General features: G+C 71.0%; 12 protein-coding genes and 1 pseudogene. All 13 read right to left on the reverse strand.

Annotated elements, in window-relative coordinates; translation table 11 throughout:
• Positions 1–390: 390 nt before the first annotated feature.
• Positions 391–1002 (reverse strand): GAF domain-containing protein, encoded by a 612-nt coding sequence (locus ACFYZB_RS23665; protein WP_388761903.1) that lies wholly within the window; start codon positions 1000–1002, stop codon positions 391–393.
• A complete protein-coding gene (locus tag ACFYZB_RS23670) occupies positions 968–1588 on the reverse strand; it encodes an ATP/GTP-binding protein (protein ID WP_351207693.1) in 621 nt (206 codons plus the stop codon). The genes ACFYZB_RS23665 and ACFYZB_RS23670 overlap by 35 nt, the downstream gene beginning before the upstream one ends.
• Positions 1566–1952 (reverse strand): DUF742 domain-containing protein, encoded by a 387-nt coding sequence (locus ACFYZB_RS23675; RefSeq protein ID WP_388761906.1) that lies wholly within the window; start codon positions 1950–1952, stop codon positions 1566–1568. The genes ACFYZB_RS23670 and ACFYZB_RS23675 overlap by 23 nt, the downstream gene beginning before the upstream one ends.
• A 3-nt stretch (positions 1953–1955) precedes the next feature.
• Positions 1956–2348, reverse strand: coding sequence for a roadblock/LC7 domain-containing protein (locus tag ACFYZB_RS23680; protein WP_276108296.1), 393 nt, complete (start codon positions 2346–2348; stop codon positions 1956–1958).
• Positions 2349–2422: 74 nt separating this feature from the next.
• Complete coding sequence (locus tag ACFYZB_RS23685) at positions 2423–3946, reverse strand: ATP-binding protein (RefSeq protein WP_388761909.1); 1524 nt, start codon at positions 3944–3946, stop codon at positions 2423–2425.
• A 537-nt stretch (positions 3947–4483) separates the two neighbouring features.
• Positions 4484–7798, reverse strand: coding sequence for a choice-of-anchor D domain-containing protein (locus ACFYZB_RS23690; protein WP_388761911.1), 3315 nt, complete (start codon positions 7796–7798; stop codon positions 4484–4486).
• A 601-nt stretch (positions 7799–8399) separates the two neighbouring features.
• On the reverse strand, positions 8400–9059 hold the full coding sequence (locus ACFYZB_RS23695; RefSeq protein WP_388761914.1) for a zinc ribbon domain-containing protein: 660 nt from the start codon (positions 9057–9059) through the stop codon (positions 8400–8402).
• Positions 9060–9184: 125 nt separating this feature from the next.
• Positions 9185–9319: a hypothetical protein gene (locus tag ACFYZB_RS23700; RefSeq protein WP_388761916.1), complete on the reverse strand. Its 135-nt coding sequence runs from the start codon at positions 9317–9319 to the stop codon at positions 9185–9187.
• A gap of 228 nt (positions 9320–9547) precedes the next feature.
• Positions 9548–11299: a cellulase family glycosylhydrolase gene (locus ACFYZB_RS23705; RefSeq protein WP_388761918.1), complete on the reverse strand. Its 1752-nt coding sequence runs from the start codon at positions 11297–11299 to the stop codon at positions 9548–9550.
• 47 nt (positions 11300–11346) lie between these two features.
• Complete coding sequence (locus ACFYZB_RS23710; RefSeq protein WP_388761921.1) at positions 11347–12858, reverse strand: glycoside hydrolase family 43 protein; 1512 nt, start codon at positions 12856–12858, stop codon at positions 11347–11349.
• 85 nt (positions 12859–12943) lie between these two features.
• Positions 12944–14659 (reverse strand): cellulose binding domain-containing protein, encoded by a 1716-nt coding sequence (locus ACFYZB_RS23715; protein ID WP_388761924.1) that lies wholly within the window; start codon positions 14657–14659, stop codon positions 12944–12946.
• Between the two features lie 1207 nt (positions 14660–15866).
• The gene (locus ACFYZB_RS23720; protein WP_388761927.1) at positions 15867–17852 is read right to left on the reverse strand and encodes a beta-galactosidase; all 1986 of its coding nucleotides are present in this window, start codon (positions 17850–17852) and stop codon (positions 15867–15869) included.
• 27 nt (positions 17853–17879) lie between these two features.
• Positions 17880–18907 (reverse strand): annotated as a pseudogene (locus tag ACFYZB_RS23725) (LacI family DNA-binding transcriptional regulator).
• Between the last annotated feature and the right edge of the window lie 8 nt (positions 18908–18915).

Genomic DNA, 18915 nt, shown 5'->3' on the forward strand with positions numbered 1-18915 from the left:
CTGACCAGGGCATCCGAAGCGCCGGCGCTGAGCGCTCTGTGCCCGGACATATTCAGTTCCGGTCAATCTGAACCCGTCGCCCAGTGGCCCAGGGGAAGGTGGTGACGACCCGTCGGCCCGATCCGGCCGACGCGGGCACCAACCTCGGGTCTCCCAGCACCAACTGACCACCTTTCGGAGGCTGGCACCGCGACGGCGGACGCTGGTCCGAAGGGCGAGCGACGGCAGCCGCCCGCACCCGGGGAGCCGGCCCCTGCACACCGCGGACATCAGGGCATCGCGAACGCCCGACCGCTGGGATCCCTTGGCCGAGGTTTTGGGCATGAGCACGGGGTGGACGGCCGCGCCGGGCACATTCCGGGGCGGCCGCGTGCGGGTTCGGAGCGCTGGTCATTTCCGACGGCGCGCCGAATCCTCCAGCCGTTCGACCAGTTCCGCAGCCATGGCCTTGATCGTTTCCAGCCCCGTACGCCCCCATGGGTGCGGGTCCTGGTCGACTACGCAGATCGTGCCGAGTACCACGCCGGTGCTGTCTATCAGCGGTGCGCCCAGGTAGGAGAGGACGCCGATCGCGTCGACCACGGGGTTACCGGCGAACCGCGGGAAGTCCCGGATGTCCTCCAGCACCAGCGCCCGGCGGCGCTTGACCACGTGCGGGCAGATGCCCATGTCGATGTCGCGGGGCATGACGCGGCCGGGCACCGGGTCCTCCAGCAACGGCGGTCCCACGTGGGCCGTGGTGTCCTGTGCGACGCTGTACAGCCCTGCGAAGTACTGGCGGTCGGCGTCGAGGAAGAAGTTGACCCCGGCGTAGCAGCCGCCGGTACGGTGTGCCAGCTTCCGTGCGAAGGCGTCGAGTTCCGTATCCGGACGGGCTTCGATGCCCAGCTCGCGCAGCCGCTCGGCTCGGGTACGCACCTGCGGGTCGTCCGGGGGAAGGAGCAGGTGGCGCAGGGCGATCCCGGACTCAGGCCCGGAGGAGTTGGTCGGTGTCGCTGCCATGGGAACTCCTTGTCGTGAGCAGATGCTGAATCAGTTCGAGCAGCACGCGGATGCCCGCACTCTGGACGCGGGCGTCGCACAGCACCACCGGCACCTCCTGCCTGAGGTCGAGAGCGGTCCGCACCTCCTCCGCGCCGTAGCGGTGGGCGCCGTCGAACTCGTTGACGGCAACGACGAAGGGGATGCCACGCCGCTCGAAGAAGTCCACCGCTGCGAAGGAGTGCTCCAGCCTGCGGGTGTCGGCGAGGACCACCGCCCCGAGCGCCCCCTCGGAGAGTTCGTCCCACATGAACCAGAAGCGTTCCTGCCCTGGCGTGCCGAACAAGTACAGGACGTGGGACGGACTGAGCGTGATCCGGCCGAAGTCGAGGGCCACCGTGGTGGTGGCCTTGTTCTCCACTCCGTCCAGTTGGTCCGTGGCCGCACTGACGGCGGTCAGTATCTCCTCGGTGCTCAGCGGCTCGATCTCGCTGAGCGCGTTGACGAAGGTCGTCTTTCCCACGCCGAACCCGCCGGCGACGAGCACCTTGATTCCGACCGGCAGGACTTGGGCGGGCAGCGGATCACAGTCGTTTGAGGAGGCCATCGCGTACCGCTTCCAGGAGATCTCGATCAGGTCGTGCGGAATGGTCCGGGGAAGGCGGGGGCGCATCACCTGCGACCACTGCGCCTCCCTCGGCCAGATCGGACAGCAGCACCTTGACCACGGCGGCGGGCACCTGCATCCGGGCCGCGACCTCGGCGACGCTCACAGGCCGCTCGCACAGCGCCAGCACCTGCGCATGGTCCAGTCCGAAGGCGCCCTGCGTCTGGGCGCCAGTGGCCCGCACCATGGTCACGAGCGTGAAGTGGGACGTGGCCCTGGTCCGGCCGTCGCTCACGGTGTAGGGACGGACCAGCCGTCCGACCGCCTCGTCGATCGGCGGTCCGTCTGGGAGGGCCGGCGTCATCGGTTACCCCACCGGGTGCCGGGGCGGTGTGGCCAGGTGCGGGCGCACGCTCTTCACCATCATCCCCATCTCGTAGCCCAGCACCGCTGCGTCCGCCTCGCGTCCGGCCAGCACCGCCAGCACCGCGCCGTGCCCGGCGGCCGAGACGAACAGCAGCGAGGTGCTGAGCTCGGTCACGATCTGTCGCACGTCACCGCCGTCGTCGAAGTGCCGGCCCGCGCTGCGCGCCAACGAGTACAGCCCACTGGCAAGGGCGGCCAACTGGTCCGCGGCGTCCTCGTCGAGTCCCTCCGCTGCCTTCACCAGCCCGTCAGAGGACAGCAACAAGGCACTTCGGGTGTGTGGCACCCGGTTCACCAGACCCGTCAACAGCCAGGAAAGGTCTTCGCTCGCCACGATCGTGTACTCCTCTTCGACGGAAGGAAACGGCTTGCTGGACGGGGCCCCGGGCCTTCGGGGCGGCTCGGCTGTCAGTGCGTCTCCGCTTCCTCGGCTCTGCGCAGTCCGGTCTGGAACGCGGCCATCAGGCCCGGGTCGTGTGCGGTGTCCTCGGCGGCACCGGCGCTGGGGACCTGGTGCGGCCGCTCGGCGCCGTGGTCCTGGCGGCGCCGCTGAGGCAGCCGCGGGCGGTCGTCCTCGCCGTCGGAGGGCAGCGGGGCGGGCTGGGTTCCGGAATCGGGCACGAGCGGCTCCGTAACGACGTTCACCACTGTCGCACGGGGGTCCGCCGTCTCGGGTTCCACCGGGTCCGGTGGCCCCGTGTCAGGGGCCGGGACGGTGTGGTGGACGGGCGCGGGAGCTGCGGGCTGCGGGCCGAGCAATGCTGTGGGCAGCACCATGACGGCCTGCGTGCCGCCGTAGACGTTGCTCAGCAACTGCACGGCGATGTCGTGCCGCTGAGCCAGGGCGGAGACCACGTACAAGCCGATCCGGCCGTCCTGCAGCAGCTCGCCGAGGGCGACCTTGTCGGGTGCACTCAAAACGGTGTTCATCTGGTTGCGCTCGGCCGGGGACATGCCCAGGCCCCGGTCCTCGACCTCGATCGCCACCCCCGCGGCGACGGGCTCCACCCGCACGTGCACGGTGGTCTGGGGTGGTGAGAAGACCGTCGCGTTCTCCAGCAGCTCGGCCAGCAGATGGACGACGTCGACCACGGCGTGGCCGCTGACCGTTCCCTCGATGGGCGGGACCAGTTTGACCCGGGCGTACTGGTCGATCTCTGCGACGGCGGAACGCAGCACGTCGGTCAGGCCGATGGGGCGGGTCCACTGGCGGTGGGTGTTCGCGCCGCCGAGCACGGCCAGGTTCTCGGCGTAGCGGCGGATCCGGGTGGACAGGTGATCCACCCGGAACAGCCCCTTGAGCAGGTCGGGGTCCTCGACCTCGTTCTCCAGGTTGTCCAGCAGGCCGATCTCGCGGTGCACCAGGGACTCCAGGCGGCGCGCCAGGTTGGCGAACACCTCGAACTGCTCCAGCCGGGAGTTGTGTTCGGTACCGACCGCACCGGCGGCGGTCTCCAGCAGGGCTGCCTCCGCCTCGTGCCGGGCCGCGGCGATCTCGAATCCGAGGCGGGAGAGTTCGTCCGGGCCGGTCTGCGGCGGCAGTTCCGGCCTGCGCCGCGCAGGCCGCTCCCCGGCCCGCAACCGGCGGCACAGCGACTCCAGTTCGGCCCTGCCCTCGGCTGTGGTACGGGTCAGCTCGGCCAGCTCGGTACGGTTCCGGTCGGCCGCGCGGGACAACTCCGCCCAGTGCTCGGTGACTGCTCGTGCCTCCGACGAAGCTCGTACACCCGCGATCCCGGACGCCACGGCGCCGATGAGGGCCAGGCCGGCGAAGACCGCGCCCTGCTCCGCCCGGTCCAGATGGCCATCGCTGACCAGCGCGGCGGCCACCGCACCGGCCATGGCGACCACGCCCGGCGGCAACACGGACCACAGCACCTGACGCCGCCTCAAGAACCGGCCCCGCGACTCGGCCGGCACACGGGCGGTCATGGGTGACACCTGCCGGTCGTCCGGCGGCGTGGAAGGATCAGGCATAACAGTCCCCGGACAGTACGATGATCGGACCGGGGGCGCACGTTACCGCTTAGCAGGACTCCGGTGTCAGCCCCTGGCGCGCACAGAGATCGAACCGTTGTCCTTCGACTTCGCTTTCGACGTGTCCGTCCCGGTCGTGAGTGGTGACACGGCCACTGCCACGGGGGACAGGACCACGCCTGCGGCCGTCACCATAAGCTGGTGCGGCTCGGCTCGCTGCTCGGCGGACACCTCGCGGAGGCGTGGGGCTGCGTTTGCTGTTGGCCGGGCCGGGGGCGCGGTCGTACGGATGGCCGTAGGCCGATGTGCTCTCGCCGGCAACGGGGTCGGCCGCTGCCGAGCCGCGATGGACTTGCGGCCACCGTCCATCTTCAGTCCCCGCAGACAGCAGTCGCCCTTGGCCCGCTGGTCCTTGCCCGGCCCCGAGGCGAACAGGTCCGCGCTACCATCAGAGGCGCGGTCCCTCACGCGGGGCCGCGCCTCCATTCTCGGTCAGATGAGCCAGTTGTAGATGTTCCAGCCGGAACCGATGGAGGTGCGGGCCAGGAAGGGCGCTGAGGTGTTGCCGGTGCCTCGGTACAGCCACAGGCCGCCCTTGGTGTCGCGGGCGACGAGGTCTGCTTTGCCGTCCCCGGTCAGGTCGGCGGTGCCGACGATGGAGTTGTAGGTGTTCCAGCCGTTGCCGATGGAGGTGCGGGCCAGGAAGGGCGCTGAGGCGTTGCCGGTGCCCCGGTACAGCCACAGGCGACCATTGCTGTCGCGGGCGACGAGGTCTGCTTTGCCGTCCCCGGTCAGGTCGGCGGTGCCGACGATGGAGTTGTAGGTGTTCCAGCCGTTGCCGATGGAGATGCGGGCCAGGAAGGGCGCTGAGGCGTTGCCGGTGCCCCGGTACAGCCACAGGCGACCATTGCTGTCGCGGGCGACGAGGTCCGCCTTGCCGTCCCGGGTCACGTCACGGGCGCCGACGATGGAGTTGTAGATGTTCCAACCGGAGCCGACCTGCTTCCGGGGCGCGAAGGGTGCCTTCGGGTTGCCGGTGCCCTGGTAGAACCACAGCGTGCCCTTGCTGTCACGGCCGACGGCGGTTCCGGTGCCGTCCGCCATCTCACCGCTGACACTGGTGACGATGTTGTAGGTGTTCCAGCCGGTTCCGATGGCGGCCCGGGCGGCCAGTGCCCCGGAGGGCACACCGGTGCCGCGGTACTGCCACAGCGTGCCGGAGTTGTCCCGTGCCAGCACGGTGCCCAGTTGCGACACCGGTGGCACACCGATGCCGGTGAGCGGCTCCAGTTGTGCCCCCTGTCCGGCGTCGCCGGTGACCTCGTACGTGGCCGACTGGTTGCCGCTCACGGTCGGGGCGAAGGTGACCGTCTGGCGGACACTCTGCTCGGGACCGATGACCAGGCCCTCGGCAAGTTGGTCGGCGCTGCTGAACGCGCCTGCCGGGGCCTTCGCCTTGGTGACGGTGACCGGGATGTTCCCCGTGTTCGTGATCGTGAAGGTCCGTGTGCTCGACGTGCCGCGGACCACCGCCCCGAACGAGAGAGTCGTCGGATTGAACACCAGGTGACCCTGGCCGCTGATCGCGTCGCCCTCGACCGGGATGGTGAGCGCACCACTGGTGCTGCTCAGCGTGATCGACGAGGAGTTCTGGCCGGTGGCCGTGGGCTCGTACCCCACCTGCAGGACGATCGAGCTCTGGGCCGGTATCACCGTCGGGTTCGCGGGGTCCGCGCTTGGCAGGTCGGCGGCCGTGAACGGTCCGTCGGGCGGGGTGACGGAGGTGATGGTCTCGGGGTCGGTGCCCGTGTTCGTCAGCTGGACGTTCGCGGTGGCCGTGGTCCCCGTGGGCTGGTTGTCGAAGGACACGCTGCCCGGGAACGCCGCCAGACCGGGCTTGGTACCGACGCCGTGCAGGCTCAGTTGGAAACTGCCGGCGTCGGTGGCCACGGTGAGCGTTCCGCTCCCGCCCAGGACCGCGGTCGGTGTGAAGGAGACGGGTATCGACAGCTGTCCGCCCGCCGGGATTGTCGAGGGCAGCGACGAGGTCTCCGCGGTGAACGGACCGTCGACGGTGACGCCCTTGATGCCGAGGGTCCGGGACGGGCTCTGGTTCTCCGTCAGGACGACGTCGGTGCTCGCGGAGCCGCCCACCGGCACGAGCCCGAACTCGACCGGTCCGCCCTTGAGCGGGCTGCCCACCGGGTTGCCGAAGGCGTAGACCTTGCCGTCCCGGGTGCCGACGAAGACCTGCCCGCCGTCGGTGGTCGGGGTGGCGAACTTCGGTGCGGTGCCGATCGGCGCGGACCAGACCAGCGGCAGGACGCCGTTCGCGTCGGGAACCGGGCCGTACGCGCGCAGCTGGGCGTTGGCGCCGCTGGACCCGCCCGACCAGACCACCCACACCAGGGCGCTGCCCGAGCGCGTTCCGTCGGAGGTCACCACGGGCGATCCGCTGGTGTAGGGGAAGGAGTCCTGGCTGGACCCGGCGACGGTCAGCGCGGGGTCGCCCGAGCCCGTCACGCCGCGGTGCAGCGCCACCAGCGAGCCACCGTTGCCGACGACGTAGACATAACCACCGTCACCGCCCCAGACCCCGGGGTGGCCCCACTGGCCCTTCAGCGGCCCGGTGATCCCCACCACGTCGTCGGTTCCGCCGGTGCCCTGCGAACTCCCGCCGAGGTCGTCGCGGTCCAACAGGAAGACTCGGCCGTCCTTGCCCTGCTGCACCAGCAGATGCGGGTGGGAGGCGGTGCCGAAGCTGTCCGGCAGGCCGACCGGCCCGCCGGAGGCCAGGTCCTTGTCCTGTTGGTCCAGGGTCGGCGCGTTGGACGGGCTGAAGAAGTCGGCGGCCTTCAGGCTCCGGTCGGCCTGCACCTGCAGCCGGACCACGGACTCCGCGAGAGTGCCGGGCGGGGCGCTGCCGGGGCCGGGCGCCGGGCTGACGCCGTTGCCGGTGGCGAGGAAGATCCTGCCGGGACCGTCCGAGACGAGTCCCCCGCCGGACTGCCAGATGCCGGCCCCGCTGTTGCTGGCGCCGGTCTCCGTCGCCCACATCGAGGTCACAGACGGGCTGGTGGTGCTGACACCGACCACATAGCCGCGATATGGCTTGGCGTCGCAGTGTCCGCCGAACGCCGCGTACACCACCCCGTCGAGCAGCAGCAGGCCCGGACGCTGCATCTGGTACGCGGGCAGGAAGGACTGCGTGGGGTCGTTGGAGGGGGTGCCCTGGATCGTCACGGGGAAGCCGGATTTCTCCACCCCTGTGACCGGATCGAGCGCGTGCATGTACCAGTGCGGGCTCAGGTGGGTGGGACCGTCGTCGACCTTGGTGGTCAGATAGACCGCGCCGCTGGCGGGGTCGTATACCGGGGTGGCGGTGCTGCCGATGGTCGGCACCAGATCGCCGCAGTTGAGGGTGGACGCGGGCCATGCGGGCCCGAAGCTGCGCTGCCACAGCACGGCTCCCGTGGCGCGGTCGAGGCCGTAGGCCTCGTTGTTCTCGGTGACCGCCACCACGGTGCCACCGACGACGATCGGCTGAGCGTATATCTGCCCGTCGAGCTGCGTGGGAGCCTTCCAGAGTTGCCCGAAGGAAGAGGAGCGCACGTCGGACGGGCCGAGATCCGGTTCACTCCTGTCCCAGCCGGTTCGGAGGGTGTCCACCGAGCCGGTCGTCTCACTCGCCTGCGCCTGAGAGATGCCCAGCCCGACCAGGCCTGCGGTCACCGCGGCGGTCAGGGCGAGCGCCGGGCCGCGCCACCGGGTGTGTCTGCGTCCGTGTGCATGTCTGGTGGCACCCACCACCGCATCGCTTTGTGACATCGCCAAGGAAACCCCCCTGAGTCCCCATCCCCGAAGGCCCCCACGCCCTCCCCGCGCGCCCCGGCGGCCTCCGCGATCGCGGAGCCTGCGCCACACGGGCCACAACCCGCGCATCCAATCACAGACCGGCGTCCGTGCCTACGGTTGTGAATATTTGATGCATGCGGTCCCGTCGCATACTCGCGCACGGTCGATGTGTCACCGCCTGACGAGGCATCGGGCGGTCACCGGGACAACGCGGTTGTTGATGGTGATCCTTTCTGCCTGAGGTGTGTTCGCGGTCAGGGTCCTGGCCAGGGGGTCGTAGGCGATCAAGATCTCTTGACTGCGGAGATGGGCGATCGCCTGGGCGGCCGTATGGCGTCCTTGCTCACCGCAGCCTGGCCGGGTTGATCCATGTGACCGGTGGCGATCGGAGTATCGTCCGCGCCCGCATGGAGGGGCGGGATCACGAAGTGATGGACATGTGTCACTCGCTGATGAGGGTGAAGCGGGCGGGTGCGGGGTCGGTCGGCAGGTCGGGGCGCCAGGCAGGCGTGTGCATCCACGCGTCCCGCGCACCCCACAGTCCGGAGTTGTGCTACTGCCGAGTGCCGCACCCCGGGCAGAAGGCCGCGCCGTCCGGCACGACGGCGGAGCAGGAGGCGCATGCGGTGGACTGGGCCAGGTGATAGCCGCAGCCGGAACAGAAAGCGGCGCCACGGGTCTCGGTGCGGCACTGCGGGCAGACCAGCTGCCGGGGCGTGGTGGGGTCGTACCCCTGCCCGGCCTGTTGACCCACGGCGTACGCCCGCTGCGAGGCCATGTCGTTCAGGCCGCGCTGCTGGGCCGCCATGGCCTCGGCCGCGGTGTCCGGGGCGCAGTTCAGGCACAGGCCCTGCGCCGCGTTCCAGCAGCGTCCGCAGACGTAGTGGGTGCATCGCGCACAGCGGTTGAAGTGTCCTTGCGCATTACCGATCGCCCGCTCGAAGGCCTTGTCGCGGGCGGGCCCCCAGCCGGCGCCCGCGAGTCCGTCGGCCGCGGAGGTGAGCCCGCCGCCGGCCCGGCCCAGCAGGCTCCAGGCCATGTCGACGCCCTTGCCCAGCCAGGTGGCGGCCCGCTCACCGGCGTACGGCTCGAAGGGTGAGCGCCAGGTGTCGTAGCAGCGGGAGCACGAGAACTCGAACTGGAAACCGGCCCCCGTACCGCTGCGCTCGCACAGGTCACGGTAGTTGTTGTTGAAGTAGATTTCGCTGCTCATGTGGTCCCCCCACGGTTCAGGCCATCGGCACACTGCCCTACGACGCCGGCGGAAGGCTACTGGTTCTCGCCATCAGCGAGGCATTCGGCCAACGGTAGGGCCGCCCGCCACAGCTCCGTCGGGTATCAACCGAGTGGGCCGGCGACGAACCCGGTGAAGCTGTGCTGCGAGACGAACTTCATGTGCGAGGGGTGCGGGGTGGTGAGCCAGCGCTCCACCTGCTTGATGCACGCGGCGGCGTAGCCGCGGGTGCGGGGCACCAGTGCCCCGTCACTTGACCGGCAGCTCCACGTCCTGCTGGGCGAGCGAGCCGGCCGATCCGCCGTCCGGCTCCGGCCGGGCCGTGCTGGAGGTCCTCATCGGCGGGGAACGCGACCCGCAGACGCTGGCGGAGCTGGCCAAGCGAAGACTCCGCAACGGTCGGATGATTCATCGGCACCCGAAGCCCCGGCTGCCGGGAGCGGCAGCCGGGGCGAGGGGGACTGCGGTCAGGAGGCGGTGCCGGTCACCGTGGTGCCGGACTTGGTCACGTGGTACGTGACGGTGGCGCCGGACCAGAAGTGGAAGGTGAGCGTCACCGGAGCGCCGTCCTTGAGCGACTTGAGGAAATCGGCCTTGACGGTGGTGGTGTTGGCGCTGTAGTCGGGGCCGTAGTTGGCGAACGACTGGAACGTGGTCCAGGAGGCCGGTCCGGCGGCGGTGCCGTCGGCGTAGGTGGACTCCACGTTGGCCATCAGGTCACCGTTGAACCGGGTCGGGATGGTGAGCCCGTCGGCGGTTCCGGTGGCGTCGGAGAGCACCGGCTTGTCGTACGAGCGCACGTTGAGCTGCCAGGGGACTCCGTCGGAGTACCGCACCCGGAGTGTCGCGTCGACGCCGTGGGCGCGGTTGCCGGCGAGCCGGGTGAGGGCGTCCGCGGTGAGCGTCAGATGGTCGCCGTCGAGGGTGTAGTCGCGGGAGGGGATCAGCCGGCGGTCGCCCTGCCAGAGCCCAGTGAACCTGAGGCCGTTGCGGTTCAGGGTGATGGTCTGTGCCGTGATGGGGCCGGACTTCGGCAGGAAGATGTTGTCGGTGGAGGCGGTGCCCGAGCGGGTGGTCCAGGACGCCTTGATCAGGGCTGCCAGCTCGGGGTCCCGCCACTGCATGGTGGAGCGGTTCAGGAAGTCGTTGGCGGCGTCCCAGACCGCGCTGATCATGCCGTTGGCCCGGGCCTCGTAGTTGACCGCCTCGAAGTACTTCAGCATCTCCCCGCGCTCGACGACGCCGGAGTAGGGCGAGGTGAGCAGGCCGTACTCGCCGAGGTAGACGGGGATGCCCTTGGCGACGAGGGTGTCGTGCACCCGGGCGAAGCCGTCGGTCAGGTCCTTCTGGGTCCTGGCGTCGAAGGTCGTGCCGCCTGCGATGTTCACGCTGAACGGATAGAAGCTGTAGTAGTGCACGGTCGCCACCAGGTTGCGGTCGTGCAGCGAGTTGATCGTCGTCGACAGGTCGTCGAGCCAGTGCTGGGCGGAGTTGGTCTCCTCCGAGGGCAGGACGAGCAGGCGGTCCCGGTTCCGCCCGCCGGAGTTGCGGACGATGCTGTGGAACGAGGTGTTGAGTTCTCGCAGGTACTGGGTCTTCTGGGCGTCGGTCGCGTTGGAGAACTGCGGCTCGTTGACGCTCTCCATGAGCAGCGTGCGCGGCTCGTCCTTGAAGGCGGTGGCGATCTGCTGCCAGGTCGAGTTGAACCGCGCCATGACGGTGTCGTGGTCGGTGGACATGTTCTCGATCCACTTCCACGAGTCGTGGTGGACGTTGATCTCGACGTAGAGGCCGTCCGCCAGCGCCAGGTCGACCACCTGCTTGACCCGCTTCATCCACACCGGGTCGATGGTGTAGGGGGCGGTGTCGGACTGGTGGGGGAACCAGGTGACAGGGATGCGGACGCTCCTGAAGCCCCGGGCCCGGAGGCCGTCGAAGGTCGCCTTGGTGGTGAGCGGGTTGCCCCAGGAGGTCTCGTCGGGGATGGCGTCCAGGGTGTTGCCGAGGTTCCAGCTGGGCTGCATCTGCGCCACGGCGGCCATCGGGTCGTGCGGGACCCTGGCCCCTGCCGCCTCGGCCGCGGACCGGGGCTGGTCGGCCGGTACGGCGGTGGCTGTGCCGCAGGCGAGGCTGCCGGCGGTGAACAGGGCCACCACGAGGCCGGCCGTCCGGTGGAGCCGGCGGCTGCGCGGGCGTGCGGTGTGCGGTGCGTCGTTCACGGCGTGTCCCTTTCGTGTGAACGGGTCGGAGCTCCCCTGACGGCTTGTCAGGGCAGCGGGAGGGGCTCGTAGTCGAACCGGTCGAAGTGGACGGTTCCGGCAGCGGCGTACATGCCGATGACCCGGCCGGTGAAGCCGCCGGCCACCTCGGTGGACAGGTAGCGGCCGTCGAGCGCGGCGAGTGCGGTGAAGGTGCCGTCCGGCTCCTCGATGCCGAAGGAGAGGGTGTCGGGCCCGGTCCGCGCGCCGCTCGGGGGCAGCGGAGCGATCTCGACACCCAGTACCACCGCTCCGGCGGCCACCGGACGAGCGGCGACCTCGGTGCGCAGCGAGCCGATCCGGGCGAGCACCCTCACCTCGCCGTCGGCCGCCTCGATCTCGTAGTGGTGCTCCTCGTCCAGGCGGACAGCGAGGCCGCCGCGGCCGCCGGTGGCGTCGACCAGGGTGCGGGCCCGGCAGGCGAGGTGCTGCTGGCGCCGGCCGACGAAGGCCGCGTCGTTCTCGTCCAAGGAGGCCCCCGCGGCGTGAAGGGTCAGCCAGCCGGGTCGTTCCTTCGTGGTGCACAGGTGCTCCGGCCGCTCGCGCAGCGAGATCCACCGGGGATGCAGCTCGGCCTGCTCGAAGTCGTCCCGGGTCGGTGCGGCGGGCGCGGGGTGCAGCGGCCAGGCCGGGGTGGGCAGTTCGGGGGTGACCTCGCCGACGACCGGCCAGCCGTCCACCCACTCGACCGGGGCGAGGAAGGTCTCCCGGCCGAGCACGTGCCAGCCCGGGGTGCCGCCGCGCGGCCGTACGCCGAGCAGCACCATCCACCAGGAGCCGTCGGGAGCCTGGACGAGATCGGCGTGCCCGGTGTTCTGGATCGGGCGGGCGGTGCTGCGGTGGGTCAGTACCGGGTTGGCCGGGCACGGCTCGAACGGGCCGGAGGGCGTGAGGCCGCGGGCGATGGACACGCCGTGGCCGCGCTCGGTGCCGCCCTCGGCGATCATCAGGTACCAGTACCCGCCGATGCGGTACAGGTGCGGGGCCTCGGGGGCCAGGGCGCCGGGGGTACCGGACCAGATCCGGTACGGCTCGCCGAGGGTCTCGCCGGTGGTCGGATCGATGCGGACCTGGGAGACGCCGGCGACGGTGCACCAGCAGGTGCCGTCCTCGTCCCAGGCGAGGTCCGGGTCGATCCCGGGGACTCCGGGCAGCCGGACGGGGTCGGACCACGGACCGGCCGGGTCGGTGGCGGTGAACAGCATGTTCCCGCCGTCGCCGACGTTGGTGACGATCAGCCAGAAGCGGCCGTCGTGGTGGCGCAGCGTCGGTGCGTAGATCCCTCCGGAGGAGGGCATGTCGCGCGGGAGGCGCAGCTGGCTCGGCCGGTCCAGGGCGTTGCCGATCTGCGTCCAGTTCACCAGGTCGCGGCTGTGGAAGACCGGGATGCCGGGGAAGTACTCGAAGCTGGAGCAGACGAGGTAGTAGTCGTCGCCCACGCGGCAGACGCTGGGGTCGGGGTGGAAGCCGGGAATCACCGGGTTGGGGACGGTGCCGGCGCGCTGGGACTGGTCTGACACGTGGTCGGTTCCTTTCGGAGGTCTGTGTTCGGTGGGTGGTGCCCCGGACCCTGGGGAGTCCGTGGGCACCACCGGCTCATCGGGTTCAGCCGATCGCGCAGGAGGCGCCGTTGAACCAGAAGGCGGACGGATCGGCGTCACTGCGGGACCAGGTGGCCCGGAAGCCCCACTGGACGCTCCCGCCCTGCGGGACGGTGGCGTCGTAGGACACGTTCGCGGCGTTGATGCTCGGACCGCTCTGTGACGCCGAGGCGTTCCAGCTGTTGGTGATGGTGTTGTCGCCGGGGAAGTTGAAACCGAGGTCCCAGCCGTTGACCTGACCGAGGCCGTTGTTGACGACGGTCACGTTGCCGACCATGACGCCCGACCACTCGTTCTTGTTGTAGACGACCCGGCAGGCCGCGTTGGTCGGGTGCATCTGCACGACCGTGATGCCGTAGGCGGGCACGGTCTGGGTGGTCGGGCTGCCGCTCTGGGTGGTGCCGATCGAGCGGGCGTTCTTGAGGTAGGAGTGGACGGTCGGGGTGGCGGAGGAAGGGGTGAACCCGGTGTAGGAGAGGTTCACCGTGGCGTCGTTGTTCGGGTCCTTGTTGATCAGCATGACGTCCACATCGCCGTTGGCGCGGCGGACGGCGTGCGCGGAGAGCAGCGAGGACGAGCTGGCGGCCTTGACCAGCGTGTCCCCAGGTGAGCCCAGCCTGCTGATCATCTGGATGCCGTAGTAGGCGGGGAAGGGGGTGTTGAGGGGCGGCTCGCAGCTGGAGGCGCTGGAGACCATGCCGCCGTCGTTGTAGTCGGCCGCGCCCTCGACGGTGGTCACCTTGCTGCAGTCGGTGCCGTTGCGCAGGTCCCACCAGTCGACGTTGAACGCGCCGTTCTCCAGCCAGGTGAGGTAGTTGTCCGGCGCGAACAGTCCGTTCGGGGAGGTGTCCAGGTAGGCCTGGGCGTTCGCCTCGGTCACCGCGATGCCGACGTTCGGGGCGTTGGATCCGGCGTACTGGTTGATCAGCGAGCGCACGGTGCCGGCGATGTTCGGGTTCTGGGCCTGCGGTTTGGTGAGCAGGTCGGCCGGGCTGGTGCTGGTGGGGTAGGCGTGCACGATGGCGAAGTCGATCTTTGAGCCGGCGATCGACAGGACGGTGTGGTTCCAGTCCATGGTGTCGCCCGGGCCGACGATGCCGTCCGGCCAGTAGCCGGGGGTGGTCAGGACGGCACCGATCTTGATGCTCGGGTCGGCCGCCTTCATCGCCGAGATGTACTGCAGCAGGTTGTCGGCGTAGGTGGTGGCGCTGTGGCTGCTGTGGGTGTCGTACTCCCATCCGCTGCCGTTGCTGTACTCGCCGTTGCCGTAGACCTCGTTGCCGACCTCCCAGTACTTGACGCCGTAGCCCTTGGTGACGTTGGCGTACTTGACCCAGGCGGCGGCCTCCTGCGGGGTGCCGGAGCCGTAGTTGGCGGTGATGATCGGCTGCGCTCCGGCGGCGCGCACGGTGCCCATGAAGGCGTCGAAGCCGGTGTTCGGGGCGACGTACGCACCGTCGTCGGCGGTGCCGGTCTGCCAGTGGTAGACGTCGGAGTGGCTGCCGCCGGGGTAACGGACGGTGTTGATGCCGGCCGTGCTGAGCAGGCCGGGGGTGGCGGCGGAGTTCATGTTGGCGTCGTAGACCGGGATGTTGACGCCGACGCCGGTGGCGGGGACGGTGGCGAGCTGCAGGGCGGCGTCGACCGACACCGACACGGAGTTCGCGGCGGCGGCGGGCGGTGCGACGGCGGCGATCGCGCCGGTTACCGCGAGTGACAATGCCGCCGCGACGGATATGACGCGATCATGACAGAGTCGGACGGGTGATCTCATTGCGTCTCTCCAGGGGGTGTGGGGGTGCGTGGTGTTCGGGTGGGGAATCGAACTCCCGCGAGCTGGACGGTGGAGCCCGGCGGGTTGCTTGGGGTCGGGCCCGGACGCGAAGTGTGTTCCGCACGGATGGGGGCCGGCGCGGTGGGGCGCGCGCGGTCGCACGGCGCACGATCAACTCCCCTCGGGAGAAGTCCTGGTGAGGCGGAGCAGGACGGCGGACGGTGCCGCCGGCGGGGTCAGGGTGAGTCCGGCGGTGTCCGGGTGCAGGACGGTGGCGGCCTGGCTGGACGACGGGTAGAGCACTCGACGCGGACGTCGGCACTGACCAGGTGGGGCAGGTCGAGATCCCGGATGGCCTCCGCGCCGTGGCGGCGCCAGGCGGTGACGTAGGTGGTGGTCGGGGCCAGGCGGGCAGCGCTTGCGGCAGGTCGGCGCGGATCGCCTGGTGGGCCGCCACCGCTTCGTAAACCAAGTCGCATGCCTCGGAGGAGAGTTCGGTGAGTCGGCCGGAGAGGTGGATGCGTCCGAGGAGCGCGTTGGCCATGGTGAGGGCGACTTCGTCGGGGGAGTCCTCGGGCAGCGGGTACGCCCAGACGGCACCCTGCTCGGGCGTGACGGCGGGAGTGGCGCGGCGGTAGTGGGTGAGGGCGGCGAAGGCACCGTCGGGCCCGCCGTCCGCGCAGAGGGCCAGAGCCACCGGCACGGTGCGGAACTCGGCGCCGGGCTCCAGCGGGTGGCGCAGGCCGTGGTCGGCGTCGTCAGGGCCGTACAGTGCCCGCCGTCCATCGACCGGCAGACCGCCTCGGCGGTCGGACCGGTCTCCGGCTCGTGGAGTTCGACGGTGAGCACGTGCCGGTCGCCGTCCCGGCTCGCGCGGTGGGAGCGGTGGCGCAGCCGCGCACCGGGGAGGGAGTCGATGAGGTGCCGGCCCGACCAGTGGCGGCCGAGGCCCGCGGTCGTCACCTCCACCAGCGGCAGCGGTGCGCCGGGGCGCGGACTGCTGGTCTTCTCGCCGGGTGCGCCGAGGCGGACCAGGCGGGGCGGGCCCGGCTCGCCCAGGGAGATCTCCGGCTCCAGGGCGTCGTGGCCCCAGCGGATCGTCTCGTGCGGGTCGGTCATGATGCCTTCCTCGATGGGGAGACGCGGCGGGAGGTCAGTGCGCGCGCAGGACCGCGCAGCCGCCGGGCGCCAGCTCGCTCAGCGGCCCGTCCGTGAGCAGGTCATGGCCCGGCCGGGGCAGCGGTACGGCCTCGGCGCGGTGGTTGAGCAGCAGGTGCCAGCCGCGGCCGTCCGGGGCGTGCCGGGTGACGGCTTCGACGCCCGTCGGCAGGCCCGGAAGCTCCGGGGGCACCCTGGCCTCCGTGAGCAGTCGGCCGACCAGGGCGGCGTAGCCGGATTCGTCGAGGCGGGTGGAGAGGTACCAGCCGTGGCCGGAGCCGAAGTCGTGGCGGGTGAGTGCCGGGCTGTCGGCGAGCATGCCGTGGGTGTAGGCGGCGAGCGCCTCGGCGCCCTCGGTGCGCAGGGATTCGCTCCAGGAGGTGGCCGTCGAGCCGTCGGAGAGCGTGATCTGCTCGTCCTGGCGCAGTGGGCGGTACTCCTCGACCCGGATGCCGAGCGCCTCGCGCAGCGGGGCGGCCGGGTAGCCGCCGAGCCGGGAGTGCAGGCGCTCGTCGACCATGCCGCTGAAGTGCTGCACGAGCAGGGTGCCGCCGGCGGCGACGTAGCGGCGCAGGTTCTCGGCGCCCGCGTCGGTGAGCAGGAACAGGGCGGGGGCGAGGACCAGCCGGTAGCGGCTCAGGTCGTGCTCGGGGTGGGCGAAGTCGACCGTCCGGCCGGTGTCCCAGAGCGCCCGGTGGGCGCGGCGCAGCGCGGCGAGGTAGTCGAGCTCGGACGACGGGAGCCCGTCGACGCGCATGGCCCACCAGGCGTCCGAGTCGTGCAGGACGGCGACCTCGGCCCGGACGGTGGAGCCGGCGAGTTCGCCGAGCCGGGCGACGGCCTCTCCGGCCGCCGTGACCTCGCGGAAGGTGCGGCTGTCCGGCCCGGCGTGCGGGACCATCGCCGAGTGCCACTGCTCGGCGCCGGCCCGGGACTGGCGCCACTGGAAGAACAGCGCGCCCTCCGAGCCGCGGGCGATGTGGGCGAGCGAGTGGCGCAGGATGTCCCCCGGCTCCTTGGCGAGGACGCGGCCGCCGGCGTAGACAGTGTTGGTGCCCTGTTCCATCAGCAGCCAGGGGGCGCCGCCGGCGATCGAGCGGGCCCGGTCGGCGTCGAAGGCGGCCTGGGCGGCGGCGTCGACGCCGGGTGCGCTGGGGTAGTGGTTGACGGAGACCACGTCGACCTCGCGGCCGAAGGCCCACAGGTCCAGGTTCTGGTAGCCGGGCAGCATGAGGTTGGTGGTGACGGGGCGATCGCTGCGGGCGCGGATCGCGTCGCGCTGCTCGCGGTAGGCGGCGAGGGTCTCGTCGGACCAGAAGCGGCTGAAGTCCAGCGTCTGGGCGGGGTTGTGGTGCCACTGGCTGGCTCGGGGCGGGAGGATCTGTTCCCACGAGGTGTAGTTCTGGCTCCAGAAGGCGGTGCCCCAGGCCTCGTTGAGGGCGTCGAGGGAGCCGTGGCGGGCGCGCAGCCAGACCCGGAAGGCGGCGGCGGTGTGGTCGCACAGGCAGAGGGTCACGTACTCGTTGTGGACGTGCCACAGGGCGAGCGCCGGGTGGTCGCCGTAGCGTTCGGCGAGGGCGGCGGCGATGCGGCGGGCGGCCCGGCGGTAGGCGGGGGCGGTGAGGCAGTAGGTGTCCCGGCTGCCGTGGGTCAGACGGGCGCCGTCGGGGCGGACCGGCAGGGCGTCCGGGTGGGCGAGGGTGAACCAGGGCGGCGGGGAGGCGGTGGGGGTGGCCAGGTCGACGGCGACGCCGGCCGCGTGGAGGCGGTCGAGGTGGGCGTCGAGCCAGGCGAAGTCGTACCGCCCCTCCTCGGGCTCCATCAGGGCCCAGGAGAACACGCCGACGGTGGCGAGGTTGACCCGCGCCCGGCGCATCAGCGCGTCGTCCTCCTTCCACACCTCCGCGTCCCACTGCTCGGGGTTGTAGTCCCCGCCGAAGGCGAGCCCGCCGAGGCGGTCGGTGAGCCGGCGGATGTCCATCGGGGAACCGTCCTTCCGGTCGTGGTGTCAACTGCGGCGCGGCACCGGGGCGGTGCTTTCGCGGACCACCAGCTCCGGTGGCAGCAAAAGGAGTTGGTCCTCCGGCCGGTCGCCCGCGCCGGTCGCGGCGATCCTCGCCATGACCTGGTCGACGGCGACCTGCCCGAGGTCCTTCTGGGAACCGGTCACCGAGGTGAGCCGGGGGGAGTGCTGCTCCGCCAGCGGATCGGGGCAGATGGCGAGCAGGGAGGTGTCCTCCGGCACGGTCCGTCCGGCGGCGCGCAGCAGGCTGAGCAGCGGGCCGATCGCGGCCTCGTTCTGCACGACGAGCCCCGTGGTGTCCGGGCGGTCCGCGAAGATGCGGGCCAGGGTGCCCGCGGTGCTCTCGTACGTGCCCTCGCACGGCCGGTGGAGGACGCGCAGACCGCGCTGCTCGGCGCGTTGGCGGAATCCGTTCAGGGTTCGCTCGGCGTAGCCGGCGTGGCGGCGGTAGACGCCGCTGCTGTAGCCGATGAAGGCGACGTCGCGGTGGCCGAGGTCGGCCAGGTGGTCTGCGCACAGGGCGCCCGCAGTGGCGAAGTCGTGGTCGACGCAGGAGAGTCCGGCGGGGTCGTCGGGCAGGCCGATGAGGGCGGCCGGGACCTCCTCGGCCTGCAGGACCGGGATCCGGTCGTCGTCCAGCCGGACGTCCATCAGGATGACCCCGTCGGCGAGTCCGGTGGCGGCGACCCGGCGGATGCCCTCGGGCCCTTCGTCGTTGGTGAGCAGCAGGACGTCGTAGCCGTGCTCGCGGCGGCCACGGTGACGGCAATGGCGATCTCCATCATGGTGGGTACGTGCACCTCGGGGTGGAGCGGCACCACCAGGGCGATGATGTGGGAGCGCTTGCCCGCGAGAGCCCGGGCACCCGCGTGGGGGTGGTAGCCGAGGTCCGTGACGGCCTGCTCGATGCGGGTCCTGGTCTCGTCGGAGATCGGGCGCTTGCCGCTCAGTGCGTAGCTGACCGTGCTGGACGAGACGCCGGCGTGCCTGGCCACATCGGCGAGTGTCACCATCGTTCTGC

Origin of the sequence: Streptomyces sp. NPDC001852 (genome assembly GCF_042891825.1) — a bacterium.
Classification (GTDB): domain Bacteria; phylum Actinomycetota; class Actinomycetes; order Streptomycetales; family Streptomycetaceae; genus Streptomyces.